At 70.5% G+C, this 17,711-nt stretch carries 7 protein-coding genes and 1 pseudogene; 5 read left to right on the top strand and 3 right to left on the bottom strand.

Annotated features, from left to right (window positions below; genetic code table 11):
• Nucleotides 1–136: 136 nt before the first annotated feature.
• Nucleotides 137–1,138: a response regulator transcription factor gene (locus OG985_RS13780; RefSeq protein WP_371668613.1), complete on the bottom strand. Its 1,002-nt coding sequence runs from the start codon at nucleotides 1,136–1,138 to the stop codon at nucleotides 137–139.
• 98 nt (nucleotides 1,139–1,236) lie between these two features.
• The gene (locus OG985_RS13775) at nucleotides 1,237–4,914 is read right to left on the bottom strand and encodes a S8 family serine peptidase (protein ID WP_371668612.1); all 3,678 of its coding nucleotides are present in this window, start codon (nucleotides 4,912–4,914) and stop codon (nucleotides 1,237–1,239) included.
• 291 nt (nucleotides 4,915–5,205) lie between these two features.
• On the opposite strand from OG985_RS13775, the gene OG985_RS13770 reads away from it, so the two are divergent.
• The 4 genes and pseudogenes from OG985_RS13770 (at nucleotide 5,206) to OG985_RS13755 (ending at nucleotide 11,856) form a co-directional block, all read left to right on the top strand.
• A complete protein-coding gene (locus tag OG985_RS13770; RefSeq protein WP_371668611.1) occupies nucleotides 5,206–5,349 on the top strand; it encodes a hypothetical protein in 144 nt (47 codons plus the stop codon).
• Nucleotides 5,346–6,867 (top strand): annotated as a pseudogene (locus OG985_RS13765) (sensor histidine kinase). The gene OG985_RS13770 and the pseudogene OG985_RS13765 overlap by 4 nt, the downstream one beginning before the upstream one ends.
• 233 nt (nucleotides 6,868–7,100) lie before the next feature.
• Nucleotides 7,101–8,189, top strand: coding sequence for a lytic polysaccharide monooxygenase (locus OG985_RS13760; RefSeq protein WP_371668610.1), 1,089 nt, complete (start codon nucleotides 7,101–7,103; stop codon nucleotides 8,187–8,189).
• A 391-nt stretch (nucleotides 8,190–8,580) separates the two neighbouring features.
• Nucleotides 8,581–11,856 (top strand): GH92 family glycosyl hydrolase, encoded by a 3,276-nt coding sequence (locus OG985_RS13755; RefSeq protein WP_371668609.1) that lies wholly within the window; start codon nucleotides 8,581–8,583, stop codon nucleotides 11,854–11,856.
• A 132-nt stretch (nucleotides 11,857–11,988) separates the two neighbouring features.
• On the opposite strand, the gene OG985_RS13750 is transcribed toward OG985_RS13755, so the two are convergent.
• On the bottom strand, nucleotides 11,989–15,723 hold the full coding sequence (locus tag OG985_RS13750; RefSeq protein WP_371668608.1) for a GH92 family glycosyl hydrolase: 3,735 nt from the start codon (nucleotides 15,721–15,723) through the stop codon (nucleotides 11,989–11,991).
• Between the two features lie 408 nt (nucleotides 15,724–16,131).
• Between OG985_RS13750 and ngcE the strand changes: the two genes are divergently transcribed.
• Nucleotides 16,132–17,637, top strand: a complete 1,506-nt coding sequence (gene ngcE, locus OG985_RS13745; protein WP_371668607.1) for an N-acetylglucosamine/diacetylchitobiose ABC transporter substrate-binding protein — start codon at nucleotides 16,132–16,134, stop codon at nucleotides 17,635–17,637.
• Nucleotides 17,638–17,711 lie beyond the last annotated feature (74 nt).

The raw sequence follows: 17,711 nt of genomic DNA, 5'->3' as shown, positions 1-17,711 counted from the left end.
ACTTCCGGCCGGCACACCGAGAGCACGCACCGGACGCCGCTCCTTGACGGGCAAACGCTGCCTGCCGCGGCACTAGGCGGTACCGCACGGCAGTCGAGGGCCGCATCCCCGGTGACGGGGGTGCGGCCCTTCGCGATCAGAGCCAGCCGCGCTGCGCCGCCCGCACGCCCAGCTGGAAGCGGCTCGCCGCGCCCAGCCGCTCCTGCAGCTCACTCACCCGGCGCCGCAGGGTCCTGAGGCTCACGCCCAGATGGCGGGCCACCGCCTCGTCCTTCATCCCGGCCGCCAGCAGCCTGATCAGCGTCCGCTCCCCCTCGGGGAGTTCACCGTCGCCGAGCGGCCGGCCGAGCGGTGTCGCCTGCTGCCAGGCCATCTCGAACAGCTTCTGCAGGGCTTCGGTCACCGCCGAGTGCCACACCACGACGGCGCAGTAGCCGCCCGCGGCCGATGAGGTCAGCGGCAGCATCGCCCGACACCCGTCGACCACCAGCAGCTTGACCGGCACGGACGGCAACACCCTGGCCTGTTCACCGAGTTCGACCATTCTCCAGGTGCGGGAGAGGACGTGCGGATCTTCCAGGGCGGTCGCCGCGTAGATCCCGCGGGAGACGATCCCGCGGCTGAGCAGATCGGCCTGGAGATCCACCTGCGCCGCGGGCGGGGCGAGATAGGGAGGCGTGTCGAAGAGGCACACCTCGTGCTCGGCGCGCGCGTACATCTCCTCCAGACGGGCGGCGATGGCACCCTCGCCGGAAGCCACCTCGATCAGCCGGGACGGCTCCTCACGCAGCAGCCCGGCCTCGTACGCGGTAGCCATCTCCTCGGCGGTGGAGGCGAGCATCTCGGACACCGTCTCGCGCCGTCTGATCAGCCCGCGGACCGCCACTCTGGGGTCGATCGCGCGTAATCCCCCCATCGAGTCCGGCGGCTGGAGCAACCCGATCCCGAGCAGACGGTCGCAGGACTCGCGCACCCGGGCCGGGGAGGCACCGGTCAGGAGTGCCCAGCCGGCCGTGCCGGCGTCGGGCTGGTGCAGGATCGCCTGGTGGACCAACTCGTCGAAGGCGGAGACCCCCACCGCGGCCCAGGGGCTCGCGGCGGGGGTCTGGTCTGCCGTGTCGTATGCCGTGTTCGCCATGGCCGGGCACGGTAGGCGATCTTTGTTAAGGCTGTTTGTACCGGCCGGGACGTCGTTCACTTCCGGCCGCCCACGGCAGGTCGTTCACCTCGGGCCGTCTACCTCAGGCCGAACGCCCGCAGCACGGTCTGGTCGACCGCGTTGCCGTTCCGGTCGGCGGCCCGCACGCGCAGCGACACGAACGTGGCGCCCTTCGGGTGCCTGAGTTCCGCCTCACCGCGCTTCACCTTCACCTCCTTCCAGGACGTGCCGTCGTCGTAGGAGACCCAGGCCCTCAGGTCACCGGCCGTGACGCTGCCCGACTGATGGCGTACGGAGAGTCCGAGCTCCGACCTGTGCGTGCGCTCGACACGGTTGAGGAGGTCGAGCCCGTCCACGTCATAGTCGACCGACAGCAGCGGCAGCGCCGTCCGCCGGTCCGTGTGCGCCGAGGCGAAGGACCATTCGGTGTGGGTGCCGGTGGAGTACGCGGCCCAGTCGGCCGTGCGCCGGGCGTCGAGCACGAGGCGGTACGAGGCCTTCGCCGCCGGGACGTCGAAGGTGCCGAGTCCGCCCAGCGCGGTGTCGCCGACCGGTTGTCCGTCCGCGTACAGGGTGCCCTTCGCGGTGTCCTGGACGTTGTCCACCGACCCGTAGTGACCCGGCGTGGCATCGCTCAACTCCGGGACGGCGAAGGTGAGTTTGTCGCCGGTGCGCTGGGAGAGGCCGTACTGCTCACTGCTCGCCGGGCGGACGACCGGGCGCAGCCAGTCCTCGCTGGGCACCCTGCCCGCCTTGTCGAAGGTCCGCAGGGAGTTCCACTGAGGCTTGTTCGCCTTCGAGTCGGGATGGACGGCGTGCCAGATCCGGTTGTCGGAGACGTTGTAGTACTCGGTGCGCACCGTGCCGAGTTGCACGTTGTTGGTGGTCGCGATGTCGGTGGACTGCCAGGGACGGAACCTGTACACGGCGTCCTTGCCGACCTGGCCGGCCCGGCCCGCGTGGTAGCGAACGGTCTGCTTCACCGTGTTGGAGCTGTTCAGGTCGTACGTCTGGTCGGCCGAGACGGCGCCCGTCTGCGGGAACATGACGCTGTACACGTACGGACTGGCCGCGGTGCCGTGCAGCTTCAGCGTGACCTTCTTCCCGCGCTTGAGCAGGGCCCCGAGCTTCGCGCCGTCCTCGCCGGTGGCGGTCATCAGCGGGATGGTCGCGCTCTTCACCCACGAGATCCAGTACCCGGGCGTCTCGTGGTAGGCGAGGACGTAACCGGCCCCGGCCGCGGTCGCGTTGGCGAGTGCCTCGTCCGCCGTCGCACCGGCGCCCACCCGGACGACCGCCACCTTGCCCTTGACGTCGAGCCCGTCGAATTCGGCCGCGGTGCCGCTGCCCGCGTCCACCGCCCGGACCGTGCGGTCACCGCTGATCCTCACCGGGAAGCCGAGGGACGTCTGCGCGTAGTCGAGGGGCAGCGCGTACTTCTCGGGGCCGGCGACGCTCGCCGTCAGCTCCTTGGCGTACAGACGGAACTTCGAGGAGAACTCGAACATGCCCTCGGTGACCTTCTCGGTGGGCGCCACGTAGACGTGGTCGGTCCACCAGCCCTGGCTGTAGGTCAGGCCCCAGGCGCTGCCGGGGCCCTCCCGGTGCCAGTTGGTGCTGAAGCCCTGGAACTCGGAGTCCTGCTTGGTCTTCGGCTTGATCTCGACCGCCTTGCGGGCGTCGAGGACGACCTCGGTGTTCTTGTCGACCCTGATCTCCGGATCGCCGACGACCGAGGTGTCGACCTCCAGTCCGGCCGCGTCCCGCGTCGAGATCCAGGACGCCGTGCTGTACGTACCGGCCGGCACCTTGAAGGTGGAGCCGCTGCCGAGATACCCGTACGTGTCCGCGTACGCGCCGTTGAGTTCCTGCAGCATGAAGATGGACGCCGAGGTGGACGGCTTGCCGTCCCGGCCCACCAGCGACACCTTCAGGTCGTAGGTCTTCGCCAGCTTCTCGAAGCCGATGGCGGTGGTGACCCGGACGCCGTCGGCACTCGCGGTGATGTGGCCCGTGTACCGGCCCGTCGCCTCCTCGGCCGGGTCGACCGTGACCCCCACGGTGGCGGTGCCCTTCGCCGGGACGGTCACGGTGTCCGCGTTCAGGGCGGCGTCGGGGAGGGACGAGGAGATCTTCAACTCCACCGCTTCGTCCGTGGTGTTGGTGTACGTGACGTCCTTGCTGTCCGCCTCGGTGTCGCTCTCCTCGTACGTGCCGAAGCTCAGGGTCGGTGTCGCGAAGACGCCCTGGTTGACGGCCCGTACCGCGTCGACCCGGCCGTCGCCCTGCTCGAACACGGAGTTGACGGTGTTCGTCTTCGCGGTGGTCGCCAGCGCCTGCTTGATCTGCTGTCCCGTCCAGTCCGGATGGGCCTGCGCGACCAGCGCCGCGGCGCCCGTGACATGCGGGGTCGCCATCGACGTACCGCTCGACGTCGTGTAGTGGTCGTCGACCGGTATGCCCATGGTGGTGCCGGCGGCGCGGGCCGCCGTGATGTTCACGCCCGGCCCGGTGATCTCCGGCTTGACCGCGTGGTCGCCGAGGCGCGGCCCCCGGCTCGAGAACGAGGCCAGCCTGTCGGACTTGTCCACGGCGCCCACCGTCAGCGCCGAATCGGCGATGCCCGGGGTGCCGACGGTCTGCTCGGACGGGCCGGAGTTGCCCGCCGCGATCACGAAGAGGGTGCCGGTGGACGCGGACAGTTCGTCGACCGTCTCGCTCAGCACGTCCGAGGGACCCGTGGCGTCACCGCCCAGCGACATCGACACGATCTTCGCCCCGGAGTGGGCCGCCCACTCCATGCCCGCGATGATCCAGGAGTCCTGGCCGTGGCCGGTGTTGTCCAGCACCTTGCCGACCCGCAGCTCCGCGCCCGGCGCCACGCCCTTGCGCCTGCCGTCCGAGGCAGCGCCCGAGCCGACGATCGTGGACGCCACATGAGTGCCGTGACCGTGGCCGTCCCGCACCGTCTCGCCCGGTACGAAACTCCGCGTCTCCCCGAGCCTCCCCGCCAGATCCGGGTGCCCGGTGTCCACGCCGGTGTCCAGGACCGCGACCTCGACCCCCTTGCCGTCGTAGCCCGACTTCCACACCTCGGGTGCGCCGATCTGCGGCACGCTGACGTCCAGGGACGCCTCGACCTTGCCGTCGAGCCAGATCTTGTCGATGCCCTCGCCGAGCTGCCGCGCGGCCTTCGTCGTGGGTCGGGTGGCGAGCGCGGGGGCGACGTCCGCCCAGAAGGCGGTCGACTTCTTCGCGCTGAGCGCGGCGCCGTCGATCGTGGGCAGGGTGAGCGTCCGGCGGGCGCCGTCGGGGGTCGCGCTGCCCCTCGTGTAGGTCGCGATCACCGGGGTGACGCCGGTCTTCGAGTCCGTGTAGCCCTGCTTCACCAGCCGGGTGACGTTGAACAGGGCCGGGTCGAGGCGGCCCGCGTTCACCAGCGGGATCGCGTCCGCCGGCAGGACACTGACCTCGCCGTCCTTCTCGCTCGACACGAAGGTGGCGGCCTCACGGCCCTTGCCGCGCTGGACGTCGACGGCGTACTTGTCGTCCGGGCCGACACTGAGCGACACGGTGTCGCCCGTGATGAGGGTGATGGTCTGTGTAGTGGTGGCGCCGGTCGTGGCGCCGCTCCGCACGGGCGTGGCGTCCGGCGCGGTGACCGGTGCTCCGGTACCGGCCGCCGCGGGCGTGATCGTGCCCGTGAGCAGTCCTGCCGCTCCTGCCACGGCCAAGAAGGCGTGGAGTCTTCGCATGGGTGGCGTCCTCCCCTGAACGCTGACGACGCTTCCGGCCTGGTGAGCGGAAGCCAGTGATCAGAGTGAGCGCTGCGAGGAAAGCGGCTCAAGGGAATCCGGTGGCCGGGGAGTGCCAATGCCCCCTTCGGCCAAGGGGATTGGCGGTTTCGGTAGGCCTTGGGGGTCACACGGCCGTCGGATGCCCGTCGTGCGCCCGGAGTGCGGGCCGCGCGCCCGCGCGGTCGGTCGCACGGCTGCGGCTCAGTCGGAACACAGGGTTCCCCCAGCCGGCGGGGACAGGATCGAGACATGTCTGGCACCCTCCTGACCCGACACGGCCACGTCCGTGTGATGACGGCCGACAACGAGCCGGAACCCGACGAACCGCCTGCCGTCGGCCCCGCGGTGCGCGGCGCGGGGCACGCCGTCAAGCCGCCGGAGAACGGGAGATGAGCATGCGCCCGCGCGGGCGGTCGCTGCGCACCCGGCTCCTCGTGGTCGTCGGTGGCGTGCTCGTCGGTGTCTGCCTGGCCATGGCGCTCACCACCGTCCTGACCCAGCGCGCCTACCTCCTCGACCGGCTCGACCAGCGGGTCGCCAACGCTGCGGAGCGTGCTCAGGTCGCTGTCCGGACCGGGGCGGGCAGCGACACGGACCTCGGGTTCCCCACCGGACAGGGCCGGACCGTCGGCACGCTCACGGCCCGCCTCGACGACGACGGAGACGTCATGGCCGCCGAGGTCGTGACCCGGGACGGCGGGTCGCGGGCGCTCACCGCCCGCCAGCGCGTCCCGCTGGCAGGCATCAAGGCCGACGGCTCCCCGCACAGCCGTACGGTTCCGGGCCTGGGCGCCTACCGGGTGTCCGCCCTCGACGCCGACGGGAACCTCGTCCTCACCGGCCTTCCGCTGGCCGAAGTAGAGGGCATGCTGCGCAACCTGATCGCGGTCGAGGCCGGGGTGGCCGGCGCCGGACTCGTCGTCGCGGTCGGTGTCTGCGCCGTCGTCGTCCGGCGCCAGCTGCGCCCTCTCGGCCGGGTCGCCGCCACCGCCGCCGTGGTCTCCAGCGCCCCGCTGGAGACCACTGCCCTCGCCCGGGTGCCCGAGTGGGACACCGACCCCGGCAGCGAGGCGGGCCAGGTCGGTGCCGCGCTCAACCGGATGATCGACCACGTCGAGTCCGCGCTCGCCGAACGCCGGCGCAGCGAGGAGCGGGTACGGCACAGCGAGGAACGCATGCGCCGGTTCCTCGCCGACGCCGGCCACGAACTCCGTACGCCGCTCGCCTCGATCGCCGGATACGCGGAGCTGATGAACCGCGGCGCCGACCGGGTCGAGCCGGTGCTGGCCTGGCGCCGCGTCTCGGCCGAGTCGGCCCGGATGACCGGTCTGGTCGAGGACCTGCTCCTGCTGGCCCGGCTCGACGACGGCCGTCCGTTGCAGTCGGCCGAGGTGGATCTCGCGGCCATGGTCGCCGAGGCGGTGTGGCAGGCGCGGGCGGCGGACGGCGGCCACGACTGGCAGCTGGAACTGCGCCTCGACGCCCCGGCCCTGGTCTACGGCGACGAGGCGCGGCTGCGTCAGGTGGTGACCAACCTGCTGGCCAACGCGCGGGCGCACACGCCTGCCGGTACACGAGTGGTCGCCTCGCTGGAGACCGGGCCGGTGTTCTGCGTCATCCGCGTACGGGACGACGGTCCCGGCATCCCCCCCGGCCCTTCTCCCCACGGTCTTCGAACGCTTCACGCGGGCGGACGCGTCCAGGGCCAGGGCCCACGGCAGCCCGGGGGGCTCCGGGCTGGGCCTGGCCGTCATGGCGGCGATCACGGGGGCGCACGGCGGCCGGGCCGACGTCAGCAGTGTGCCGGGCCGCACGGAGGTCAGCGTGGAACTGCCGGCTGCCGGGCCGCTGCCCACGCCGTCGGAGCCGCGGCCGCCGGCGCCGTCACGGGACAGGTCCGCGGCCGTGTGACGCCCCAGGCGTTTACAAGTCGGCCGGTCGGCGCTACCGTCCGCGACAGGTGGGATGGGAGCGCTCCCACACGGACAGACCGGAACCTGCCCCGTGAGGCGCCCCCATCCCGCCGTCCGCGAGCGGCCGATCACCCCTCGCGCGCGGTCACCCGCACGCCGGCGGTCACCCGCCCGCACACCCGCACCCACCCATCCGCACGGCCGTACACCGAAGGGATGGATCGACCTGTCATGATCACGACAACACGCACGCCGAACCTCCTGCGCCGATCAACCCTCCCCACCCGCGCCCGAGCCCTCTTCCTCGTCCTGGTCTCCCTGCTGGCCACGATCCCGGCGGTCGGCCTGGTCATGACGGCCGGCGGCAGGGCCGAGGCCCATGGCACCCCCATGAAGCCCGCCAGTCGCACCTTCCTGTGCTGGCAGGACGCGCTGACCGACACCGGTGAGATCAAGCCGGTCAACCCCGCCTGCAAGAACGCGCAGCAGGTCAGCGGTACGACGCCGTTCTACAACTGGTTCTCGGTGCTCCGCTCGGACGGCGCCGGCCGCACCCGCGGCTTCGTGCCCGACGGTCAGCTGTGCAGCGGCGGCAACACCAACTTCACGGGCTTCAACGCGGCCCGCGGTGACTGGCCGCTCACCCACCTCACCTCGGGCGCCACCGTCGACTTCTCGTACAACGCCTGGGCCGCGCACCCGGGTTGGTTCTACGTCTACGTCACCAAGGACGGCTTCGACCCGACCAAGACGCTCACCTGGGACGACATGGAGGCCCAGCCGTTCCTGAGCGTCGACCACCCGCCGCTCAACGGCTCCCCGGGCACGGTCGAGGCCAACTACGCCTGGTCCGGCAAGCTCCCGGCGAACAAGTCGGGGCGCCACATCATCTACATGGTCTGGCAGCGCTCGGACAGTGCCGAGACCTTCTACTCCTGCTCCGACGTCGCCTTCGACGGCGGCAACGGCGAGGTGACCGGCGTTCACGACCCGGGCAACCCGACCGACCCGGTGCCGGGCACCTGCTCCGCCACCCGTCGTACGACCAACAGCTGGTCGGGCGGCTACCAGTCCGAGGTGACCGTGACGAACTCCGGCGACGTCCCGATGCTCGGCTGGATGGTCGACTGGACGCTGCCGGGCGGCCAGAAGGTCGAGAGCCTCTGGAGCGGCAACGCGACCTACAGCGGCCAGGACGTGATGGTGCACAACGCCGACTGGAACGGCTCGCTGAGTCCGGGGCAGAGCGCGACGTTCGGTTACGTCGTCTCCGGCTCCGGCGGCGACACGGCGACGACCCTGCCCTGCCGGGTCGGCTGAACCATCGCTCGGGGCGGACCCGGTGGGAGGTGAGCCACCGGGTCCGCGAGCCGGGTCGGCGAGGGGGAGAGCCGGCCCGAGTGGTACATGGCTTGTGGCGATCAGCGGTGCGACAACGTTGTCTAATGGTCTGTACATGACTCTACCGTGTCAACAGACAACGATGTCAAGTGAGTTGGACTACGGCTGGAAACCGCGGCGAACAGTGGGAAACCGCCGTGGGCCGTCGGTGGAACCGCGGAAAGCCAGGAAGGCTCCCGCATCCGGGTGGTGCCACGCGCGCCCCCCGGCCCGCAGGCGCCCTTCCGTGGTACCGCTGACGCACGCTACTGTCCCTGCGGCTTGTGCGACCCGTGGTGCGCGACCCGTCCGAAGGAGGAGGGGCCGCGTCATGCGTTTCCGTCCTGTGTTCCTGCTGCTGGCGGCCGTTCTGACCGCCACCGGCGCCACCCCCGCCCTGGCGGCGGCACCCGCCGCCCCGCCCGGCCTCGTCGACGACCCCGTCGCGTACGTCGATCCGCTCATCGGCACCAGCAACGGCGGCAACGTCTTCCCGGGCGCCGTCGTCCCGTCCGGCATGCTCTCCTGGAGCCCCGAGAACACCCGCGGCGACGCCACCCGTACCGCCGCACCCGGCGGCTACCACTACGACGTCACCCGCGTCCGCGGCTTCAGCCTGACCCACATGTCGGGTACGGGCTGCGCGGGCGGCAGCGGTGACATCCCGTTCTTCCCGTACGCGGGCACGGTCGACACCTCCCCGGCGAGCGACACCAAGGACGCCGTGTACGCGTCCGGTTTCGGCCACGCCGACGAGACCGCCGAGCCCGGCCACTACAAGGTGGGACTCGCCTCCGGAGTGACCGCCGACCTCACCGCGACCGCCCGGACGGGCTCGGCCCGCTTCACCTTCCCCGCCGACAAGCCCGCCTCGCTGCTGATCCGCACCGCCAACTCCGAGGTCGGATCCACCGGCTCGTCGGTCGAGATCGACCCCGCCACCCGCACGGTCTCCGGCTCCGTCACCTCCGGCAACTTCTGCGGATACCTCGACCCCGAAGGCCGGCGCGCCTACTACACCCTTCACTTCACCGCCCGCTTCGACCGCCCCTTCAAGGCGAACGGCACCTGGCGGGACGACCGGCTCGACCCTGGTTCCACCACCGCCACCGGCGGCACGGGCGGGTTCGCCGAGGGCGGCCGGCCCGTCGCGGGCAAGGGCGCGGGCGGGTACGTCGAGTTCGAGCCGGGCTCCGGCCCGGTGAACGTCAAGGTCGGCATCTCCTACGTCAGCCGGGCGGGTGCCGAGGCGAACCTCGCGGCGGAGAACCCGTCGTACCGCTCCTTCGACGTGGTCCGGAAGGCTGCCGCGCGCGCCTGGCGGGACCGCCTGGACGCGATCCGGGTCGGCGGCGGTACCGAGGAGGAGCGCACCACCTTCTACACCGCGCTCTACCACGCCCTCCTGCACCCGAACGTCATCAGCGACGCCGACCGCAGATACCGGGGCAGCGACGGCGAGGTCCACTCCGTCTCCCGCGGCCACCAGGCCCAGTACGGCACCTTCTCCGGCTGGGACCAGTACCGCGACCAGGTCCAGCTGCTGACTCTCCTCAACCCCCGCACCGGCTCCGACATCGCCCAGTCGCTGTACGAACTGGCCCGCCAGAACGGCGGGATCTGGGACCGCTGGCTGCACGGTGCGAGCGGCACCCACGTCATGAACGGCGACCCCTCGCCCACCGCCCTGGCCGGGATCCACGCCTTCGGCGGCACCGACTTCGACCTGCGCGGTGCGCTGCGCTCGCTGGTACGGGCTGCGACGGTCCCCACGGAGCAGGACCTGTCGTCAGCCGGGAAGCCGGTGCTGTCCGTCGGTCAGCGTCCATCGCTCGACAGGTACCTGAAGCTGCACTACATGCCCTCCGTCTCCAACGCGTGGGGCGGTGCGGCCGAGACCCTGGAGATGTCCGGCGCCGACTTCGCGCTGTCCCAGCTGGCCCGGGCGGCGGGCGAGCGGAAGACGGCCGACACCTTCGCCGGGCGCTCCCAGTGGTGGCAGAACGCCTTCGACATCGCGGCCGACCCCTCGGGCGGATACATCGCCAACCGCAAGGCCGACGGCAGTTGGGTCACCGGCTTCACGCCGGGCACCGGCAACGGCTTCGTCGAGGGCACAGCGGCCCAGTACACGTGGATGGTGCAGCACAATCCGGCCGGCCTGTTCGCCGCGATGGGCGGCACGGACAAGGCGGTCGCCCGCCTCGACACCTTCTTCCACGACGCCGACGGCGGCTGGGCCTTCACCGGCAGTGGCGGCGAGAAGTCCGAGCTGGACAACGAACCGTCGCTCAACGTCCCCTACCTGTACGACTACGCGGGCGCGCCCTACAAGACGCAGGAGACCGTCCGCGCCGCTATGCGGCAGCTGTGGTCGACGCGGCCGGGCGGCATCCCGGGCAACGACGACCTCGGCGCCATGTCGTCCTGGTACGTCTTCTCCGCGCTCGGCATGTACCCCCAGGTGCCCTCGCGCGCGGAACTCACCCTCGCCTCACCGCTGTTCCCGCGGATCGAGATCGACCGCCCGTACGGCAACGACATCTCCGTCCGCGCGGAGGGCGCCGGCGCCGACGCGCCGTACGTCCGCTCGCTCAGGGTCGACGGCCGCGGCAGTGAGCGGCCCTGGCTGCCGGCCTCGTTCGTGCGGGACGGCGGCAGGCTCGACTACTCGCTGTCGGCCACGCCCGACAAGGACTGGGGGAGTGCCGCGTCCGACGCCCCGCCCTCCTTCCGCGCGGGCGAACAGCCGTACCAGATCGGGGTCGGTCCGACCGCGGCGACGATCGCGCCGGGTGGCAGCGCGAAGGCCGGCATCCGCACCCTGGCGCTGAGCGGCGGCACCGGACCCGAGGTGCGTTTCCGGGTCGAGGCGCCGCCCGGCATCACCGCCACTCCCGCCGAGGGGACGGTCACCGACGGCTCCCAGGAGATCGTGCTGGCGGCCGCCGGGGACATCGCGCAGGGCTTCTACGACGTCAGGGTCACGGTCACCTCGGACGGCACCTCGTACGAACAGCCCGTCTCCCTCACCGTCGCCGCCCCCGGCACCCTCCTGGCCGCCTACGACGGCACCGGCATCTCCGACGACGAGGGCGACCACGACGAGGCCGACTACGACGGCGGCGGCTGGAGCTACTCCCGCCAGGCGCTCGCCGCGGCGGGGCTGACCCCGGGCGGGCAGGGCACGGTGGACGGCCTGACCTTCACCTGGCCCGACTCGCCGAACGGGCGCCCCGACAACGCCTCCGCCAACGGCCAGACCATCGAACTCGCCACTCCCGCCCACCGGTTGTCCTTCATCGGCAGCGCGGTCAACGGCAACCGGCAGGACACGGCCACCGTCACGTACACCGACGGCGGCACCGGCACGGTCGACCTCTCCTTCACCGACTGGACCGTCGGCGGGGGCGGAGGCACCGTTCAGTACGGCAACGAGATCGTCGCCAGGACCGCCTACCGGAACGTGGCGGGCGCGGACCGGGACCCGGTCGCCACCTACGTCTTCGCGACCAAGCCCTTCGAGGCGCCGGAGGGCAGGTCCGTCGCGAGCGTGCGACTGCCGGACGACGCGGACCTGCACGTGTTCGCGCCGGCGGTGGGCTGACCGCGGGACCGTCCGGAAACCGACGTACGGGACACCGGAGCCACCGGTGTCCCGTACGACGTGGTTCGCGAGCCGTCCCACCCGGCCGCCCCGAGCCGCCCGCAGGTGGCGTGGGACGGCCGATCCGGTTGCTCAGGCCAGGAGTTCGACCTCCGACACGGTCGCCTCGCCGGTGAGGACCAGGCGGTACTTCTGGTACGTGCCCGGTGACCTCACCGAGAACGCGCGGGTCTGCCGGTCCCACGCGAACGCCTGTCCGGAGCGCTCGTCCAGGGTCCGCCACTTCGTTCCGTCCGCGGACCCCTGGAGCGTCCAGCCGGTCGGTGCCTTCGTACGGTCCGCCGACGAGGTCAGCGTGTACTGGACCGCCTTCGCGGGTCCGGACACCGGCAGGTCCACGGCCGAGGTGACCGTCGCGTCCGTCGCCGAGGTGTTGTCGAACAGGGCCCCGTCACCGTCGAGCACGTCCTCGCGGGGAGTCGGCACCTCGTCGTCCCGGGTGATCGACGGGGGCGCCGCGTTCCTGCCGGTGCCCCACTTGGACGGTCGCGGGCCCATGTCGAACTCCAGCACCCCGCCCTTGGCGAGCAGCGAGTGGGGGAGTGAGGTCGAGGTCCAGCCCCGGCCGTTGACCCGCAGCCCCTGCACGTACACGTTCCGGGTGCTGTTCTTCGGCGCCTTGACGACCAGGTCCCGGCCGTTCTCCAGGTGGACCGTCGCCTGGGTGAACAACGGGGAGCCCACGGCGTACTCGCCGCTGCCCAGCACCAGCGGGTAGAAGCCCAGCGCGGAGAACAGGTACCAGGCCGACTGCTCGCCGTTGTCCTCGTCGCCGTGGTACCCCTGCCCGATGTCACTGCCGGAGTACAGCCGCGACAGCACCTCGCGGACGTTGCGCTGCGTCTTCCACGGCTGCCCCGCCGCGTCGTACATGTAGTTCACGTGGTGGGCGACCTGGTTGGAGTGTCCGTACATGCCCATCCGTACGTCCCGGGCCTCCGTCATCTCGTGGATGACCCCGCCGTAGGACCCGACGAAGTCCGGGGAGGCCGTCTCCGGGGTGGCGAAGTAGCTGTCGAGCTTGTCCGCGAGCCCGCCGCGGCCGCCGTACAGGTTGGCCAGGCCGCGACTGTCCTGCGGGGCGGTGAAGGCGTAGCCCCAGCCGTTGGTCTCGGTGTAGTCGTAGCCCCACACGCGGGGGTCGTACTTCGCCGAGTCGACGCGCCAGTCGCCCTTCGCGTCGCGGCCCTGGAAGAAGCCCGCCTTCGGGTCGAAGAGGTTGACGTAGTCCTGGGCGCGGTCGAGGAAGTACTCCGACTCCTCCTTGTAGCGCTTCTCGCCGGTCCTGTCGTAGAGGGCCTTGCCCATCCGGGCGATGCCGTAGTCGTTGAGGTAGCCCTCCAGCGCCCAGGACAGGCCCTCGTGGGTGTCGGTGCTGGTGTAGCCGAGGAAGGGGGAGGTCGCCATGCCCTTGCGGCCGACGCCCGAGGTGGGCGGCACGACGGTCGCGTTCTTCAGGGCGGCCTCGTACGCCGACTTCGCGTCGAAGCCGACGCCCTTGACGTACGCGTCCGCGAAGGCGACGTCCGAGGAGGTGCCCGTCATGAGGTCCGCGTAGCCGGGGGAGGACCAGCGGGAGGTCCAGCCGCCGTCCTTGTACTGCTGCACGAACCCGTCGACCATCGTGCCCGCCTGGGACGGGGTCAGCAGCGAGTAGGCGGGCCAGGTGGTCCGGTAGGTGTCCCAGAAGCCGTTGTTGACGTACACCTTGCCGTCCACGATCTTCGCGCCGGTGTGCGTCGGGGTGTCGGGGCCCGGCATCGGCGAGAACGGGGACGCGTACTGGTACTTCGAACCCACCTTCTCGAAACCGGAGTTGGGGTAGAGGTACAGCCGGTACAGGCTGGAGTACAGCGTGGTCAGCTGGTCCGGGGTGGCGCCCTTCACCTCGACCTTGCCGAGGATCCGGTCCCAGGACCGCTGTGCCTGCGAGCGCACCGTCTCGAAGGAGGTGCCGTCCGGGATCTCCTGGCGCAGGTTGTCCTTCGCCTGGTCGAGGCTGATGAGGGAGGTCGCCAGCCGGAGGGTGACCGTGCGGTCCTGGCCCGCGGCGAACCGCAGGTAGCCCTTGACCCCGCTCGAGTCGCCCTCGGTCACCGGCTTGTCGAAGACCCCGTACACGAAGAGCCGGGTGGCTCCGGTCGACAGCCCCGACTTCACGTCCGAGTAGCCGGTGAGCACGCCGGCGGACTTGTCGAGGGTCAGACCCGCCTGGTCCGTCACGTTGTCGAAGAGCACGCTCGCGTCGTCACCGGGGTAGGTGAAGCGCAGGGCGGCCGCGTGGTCGGTCGGCGTCATCTCCGCCTTGAGCCCGTTCTCGAACCGGACCCCGTAGTAGTACGGCCGCGCGGTCTCGTTCTCGTGCCGGAACGCGAGTTCCCGTGCTTCCCGGCCGGTCTGCGGGGTGCCGGCCGCGACGGACGGCATGACCTGGAAGGTCTGCCGGTCACCCATCCAGGGGCTCGGCTCGTGGCTGGCGCTGAAGGCCTGGATCGTCGGCAGGTTGTCCGCGTTGTTCCCGCGTGCGTAGTCGTACAGCCAGCTCAGCGAGGAGGCGTTGGTCACCGGCGTCCAGAAGTTGAAGCCGTGCGGTACGGCGGTCGCCGGGAAGTTGTTGCCGCGCGAGAAGCTGCCGCTGGAGTTGGTGCCGCGGGTGGTGAGCGCGTAGTCCGACAGGTGGGCCTTCGGCTTCTGGGGCGCCGCCGCCTTCAGCGTCACGTCGTCCAGCCAGCCGCGGAACTTCGCCGGCCCGCCGGGGGAGTCGTAGGCGACGAGGATCCGGTCGACCGTCCGGCCCGCCGCGACCGACCCGATGCCCGCGACCACGCTGTTCCACTGGTTGACGTACAGGACCTTGGAGGCGCCCTGTCCCTGCGGAGTCAGCGCGAACCCGTGCTGGTCGGTCGCCTTGAGGTCGCTCAGCCGGCTGCCGTCGGTGAAGACGAGGTCCACCGACACGTTCGTGGCGTCGTAGTCCCGGTCGCCGTCGGCCATCGACGGGAAGATCCGGTACGACAGCTCGGTGTCCCGGCCCACCGCCACGTTCACGTCGAAGATCTTGTTGTACGAGTACGCCCGTCCGTCCGCGGTGTGCCGGCCGGCGTAGCGCAGCGCCCGCTTCCCGGTGAAGCCGGCGCCCGACTTCGCGGTGGGGGAGCCGCTCGGGCCCCGGTCGACCAGGGAGAGCATGTCCTGCGGTACCGGACCGTTGCCGCCGCCCGTGGAGAACTGGATGTCCGCGAGCTGGAGGATGTCCCCGCCGTTGTTCTTCGTGATGTCGAGCCGGAAGTGCTGGAACTCGGCCGGTTCGGCGAGGTCGTACGACTTTGTCTGGAACCGTTCGGTGAAGGCCTCCCCGGAGCGTGTGTCCAGGGTTTTCCAGTCCTTGCCGTCCGACCCCTGGAGCGTCCAGTCCACGGGGTCGCGCTCGTCGTGGTCGTTGGCCGAAGTGAGTGCGTATGTAGCTAGTTTGACCGGTTTGTCCAGGTCGAACTCGGCCCAGCCCGTGGCGGCGAAGGTCAGCCACTTCGTACCCGGTTCGCTGTCGACGAGGTTCTCCTTCACCTCGCCGCCGCCCGTGTTCTCGCCGTCGGCCCTGACGTCGGTGACATGGTCGGTCACGTTGCCCGGGATGCCGCTGCTGTAGCCGCCGTCGACGCCGGAGGCGGCCTTGCCGCCGTCCGGCGCGGTGTCGACGGTGCTGAGCCAGTCGGGCGCGGGATCGCCCGCCTCGAAGGAGGAGGCGAACCCCGGGTCCGCGGTCGCCCCGGCCGCCGGCAGCGCGACCGCCGCCCCGGCCGAGCCCATCGTCAAAGCGAATGCGGCCGCCAACACGACCACCGATCTGTGCCGAGCTCCGTGCTGCATCTGCGAGCACCCTCCCTGCGCGGGACAACGTTGTCAGCTTCGTGGCGCAAGGATCAGTTGTGGCCCAAGTACTCAGTTGTGTCAAGGGCGTTGGGTGTGGCATTCGGGGTCTATGTCATGGATTTTTCCGGCAGGACGCCCACAGTCGGCTCATATTTCCGTGAGGTCTCACTTCGGATAAGACAAATGGCCAACCTCGCATTCGATCTTGCTCTGCTGGCGGGAAGTGGACTATACCTGTCGGCAATTCACCCGATTCGCATTTCCTGCACGACCCAGCTCGACCCGTTCGCGGTGCCCGGAGATCCGGTTCACCGCCTGAGTCCTGGAGAAGGCGAGGACTTGAGCATGGGATCCACCTCCGAGAACAACGGCTCCGAGAACCACAGCTCTCAGAACCACAGCTCCGAGAACAACAGCTCCGTGAGCAACGGCTCCGCAGGTGTCGGACGCCGTGACCTGATCAGACGGTCGGCCGCCCTCGGCCTGATCGCCGTACCGACGATGAGCTTCCTGTCCGCGTGTGCCAGCGGCGGGGGAGACGACGACTCCGGCGACAACACCTCCAAGGGCAAGACGACCAAGGAGAACCCCTTCGGCGTGGAGAAGGGCGGCAAGCTCGACGTCGTCATCTTCAAGGGCGGTTACGGCGACGCGTACGCCAAGGCGTGGGAGGCCGACTTCCAGAAGAAGCTCGGCGTCACCTCCACCCACACCGGCACCCAGGAGATCACCGGCAAGCTCCAGCCGCGCTTCAACGCCGGCAACCCGCCGGACATCGTCGACGACTCCGGCGCCCAGCAGATCAAGGTCGACGTCCTCTACCGGAACGGCCAACTGCTCGACCTCGCCGGGGTCCTGGACTCGCCCTCGGTCGACGACCCCTCCAAGAAGGTCCGCGACACCCTGATCCCCGGCACCCTCGACCCGGGCCTGCAGGAGGGCAAGGTCGTCGCGCTCAACTACATCTACACGGTGTGGGGCCTGTGGTACTCCGGCAAGCTCTTCAAGGAGAAGGGCTGGGAGGAGCCCAAGACCTGGGCCGACTTCCTCGCCATCTGCAAGGACGCCAAGTCCCAGAACATCGGCGGCCTCGCCCACCAGGGCAAATACCCGTACTACATCAACGTCGCCATCATGGACCTGATCGCCAAGAAGGGCGGTCTGGACGCCATGAAGGCGATCGACAACCTCGACCCGAAGGCGTTCGTCGGCTCCGACGCCGCGCAGGCGGGCATCGAGGCGATCTACGAGGTCGTCGAGAAGGGCTATCTGATGCCCGGAACGAACGGCCTGACCCACACCGAGTCCCAGACCCGCTGGAACCAGTACAAGGCCGCGTTCATCACCTGTGGTTCCTGGCTGGAGAACGAACAGCTCAAGCAGACCCCGGACGACTTCGACATGAAGTTCATGCCGATGCCGCTGCTGCCGGACAGCGCGATGCCGTTCGAGGCGATCCGGGCCGGCTCCGGTGAGCCGTTCATCATCCCGAAGAAGGCCAAGAACCTTCCCGCCGCCCAGGAGTTCGCGCGGCGGATGCTGTCCAAGGAGTGGTCGACGCTGTTCGCCAAGGAGGCGAACTCGCTGACCATCCTCAAGGACGGCGTCGACGCGGGCGTCCAGCTGCGCCCGGGCACCCAGTCCACGGTCGAGGCGTCCAAGGCGGCCGGCGACAACACCTTCCGCTTCCTGTACACGGAGTGGTACAGCGAGATGGGCGCCTCCATCGAGGCCGCGTCCAACGAGCTCATGGCCAAGCGCATCCAGCCCAAGGAGTGGCTGAAGCGGGCCCAGGCCGCGGTGGACAAGGCGGCCAAGGACCCGGCGTCCAAGAAGAACCACCGCGACTGATCACGCGACCAGCCGTACGGACTCCGGGCCGGACCCCTCCGGCCCGGAGTCAGGACACCAGGGGCAGGAACGCC

The organism is Streptomyces sp. NBC_00289, from assembly GCF_041435115.1.
Lineage (GTDB): Bacteria > Actinomycetota > Actinomycetes > Streptomycetales > Streptomycetaceae > Streptomyces.
This window is presented reverse-complemented; position numbering and strand designations above follow the sequence as displayed.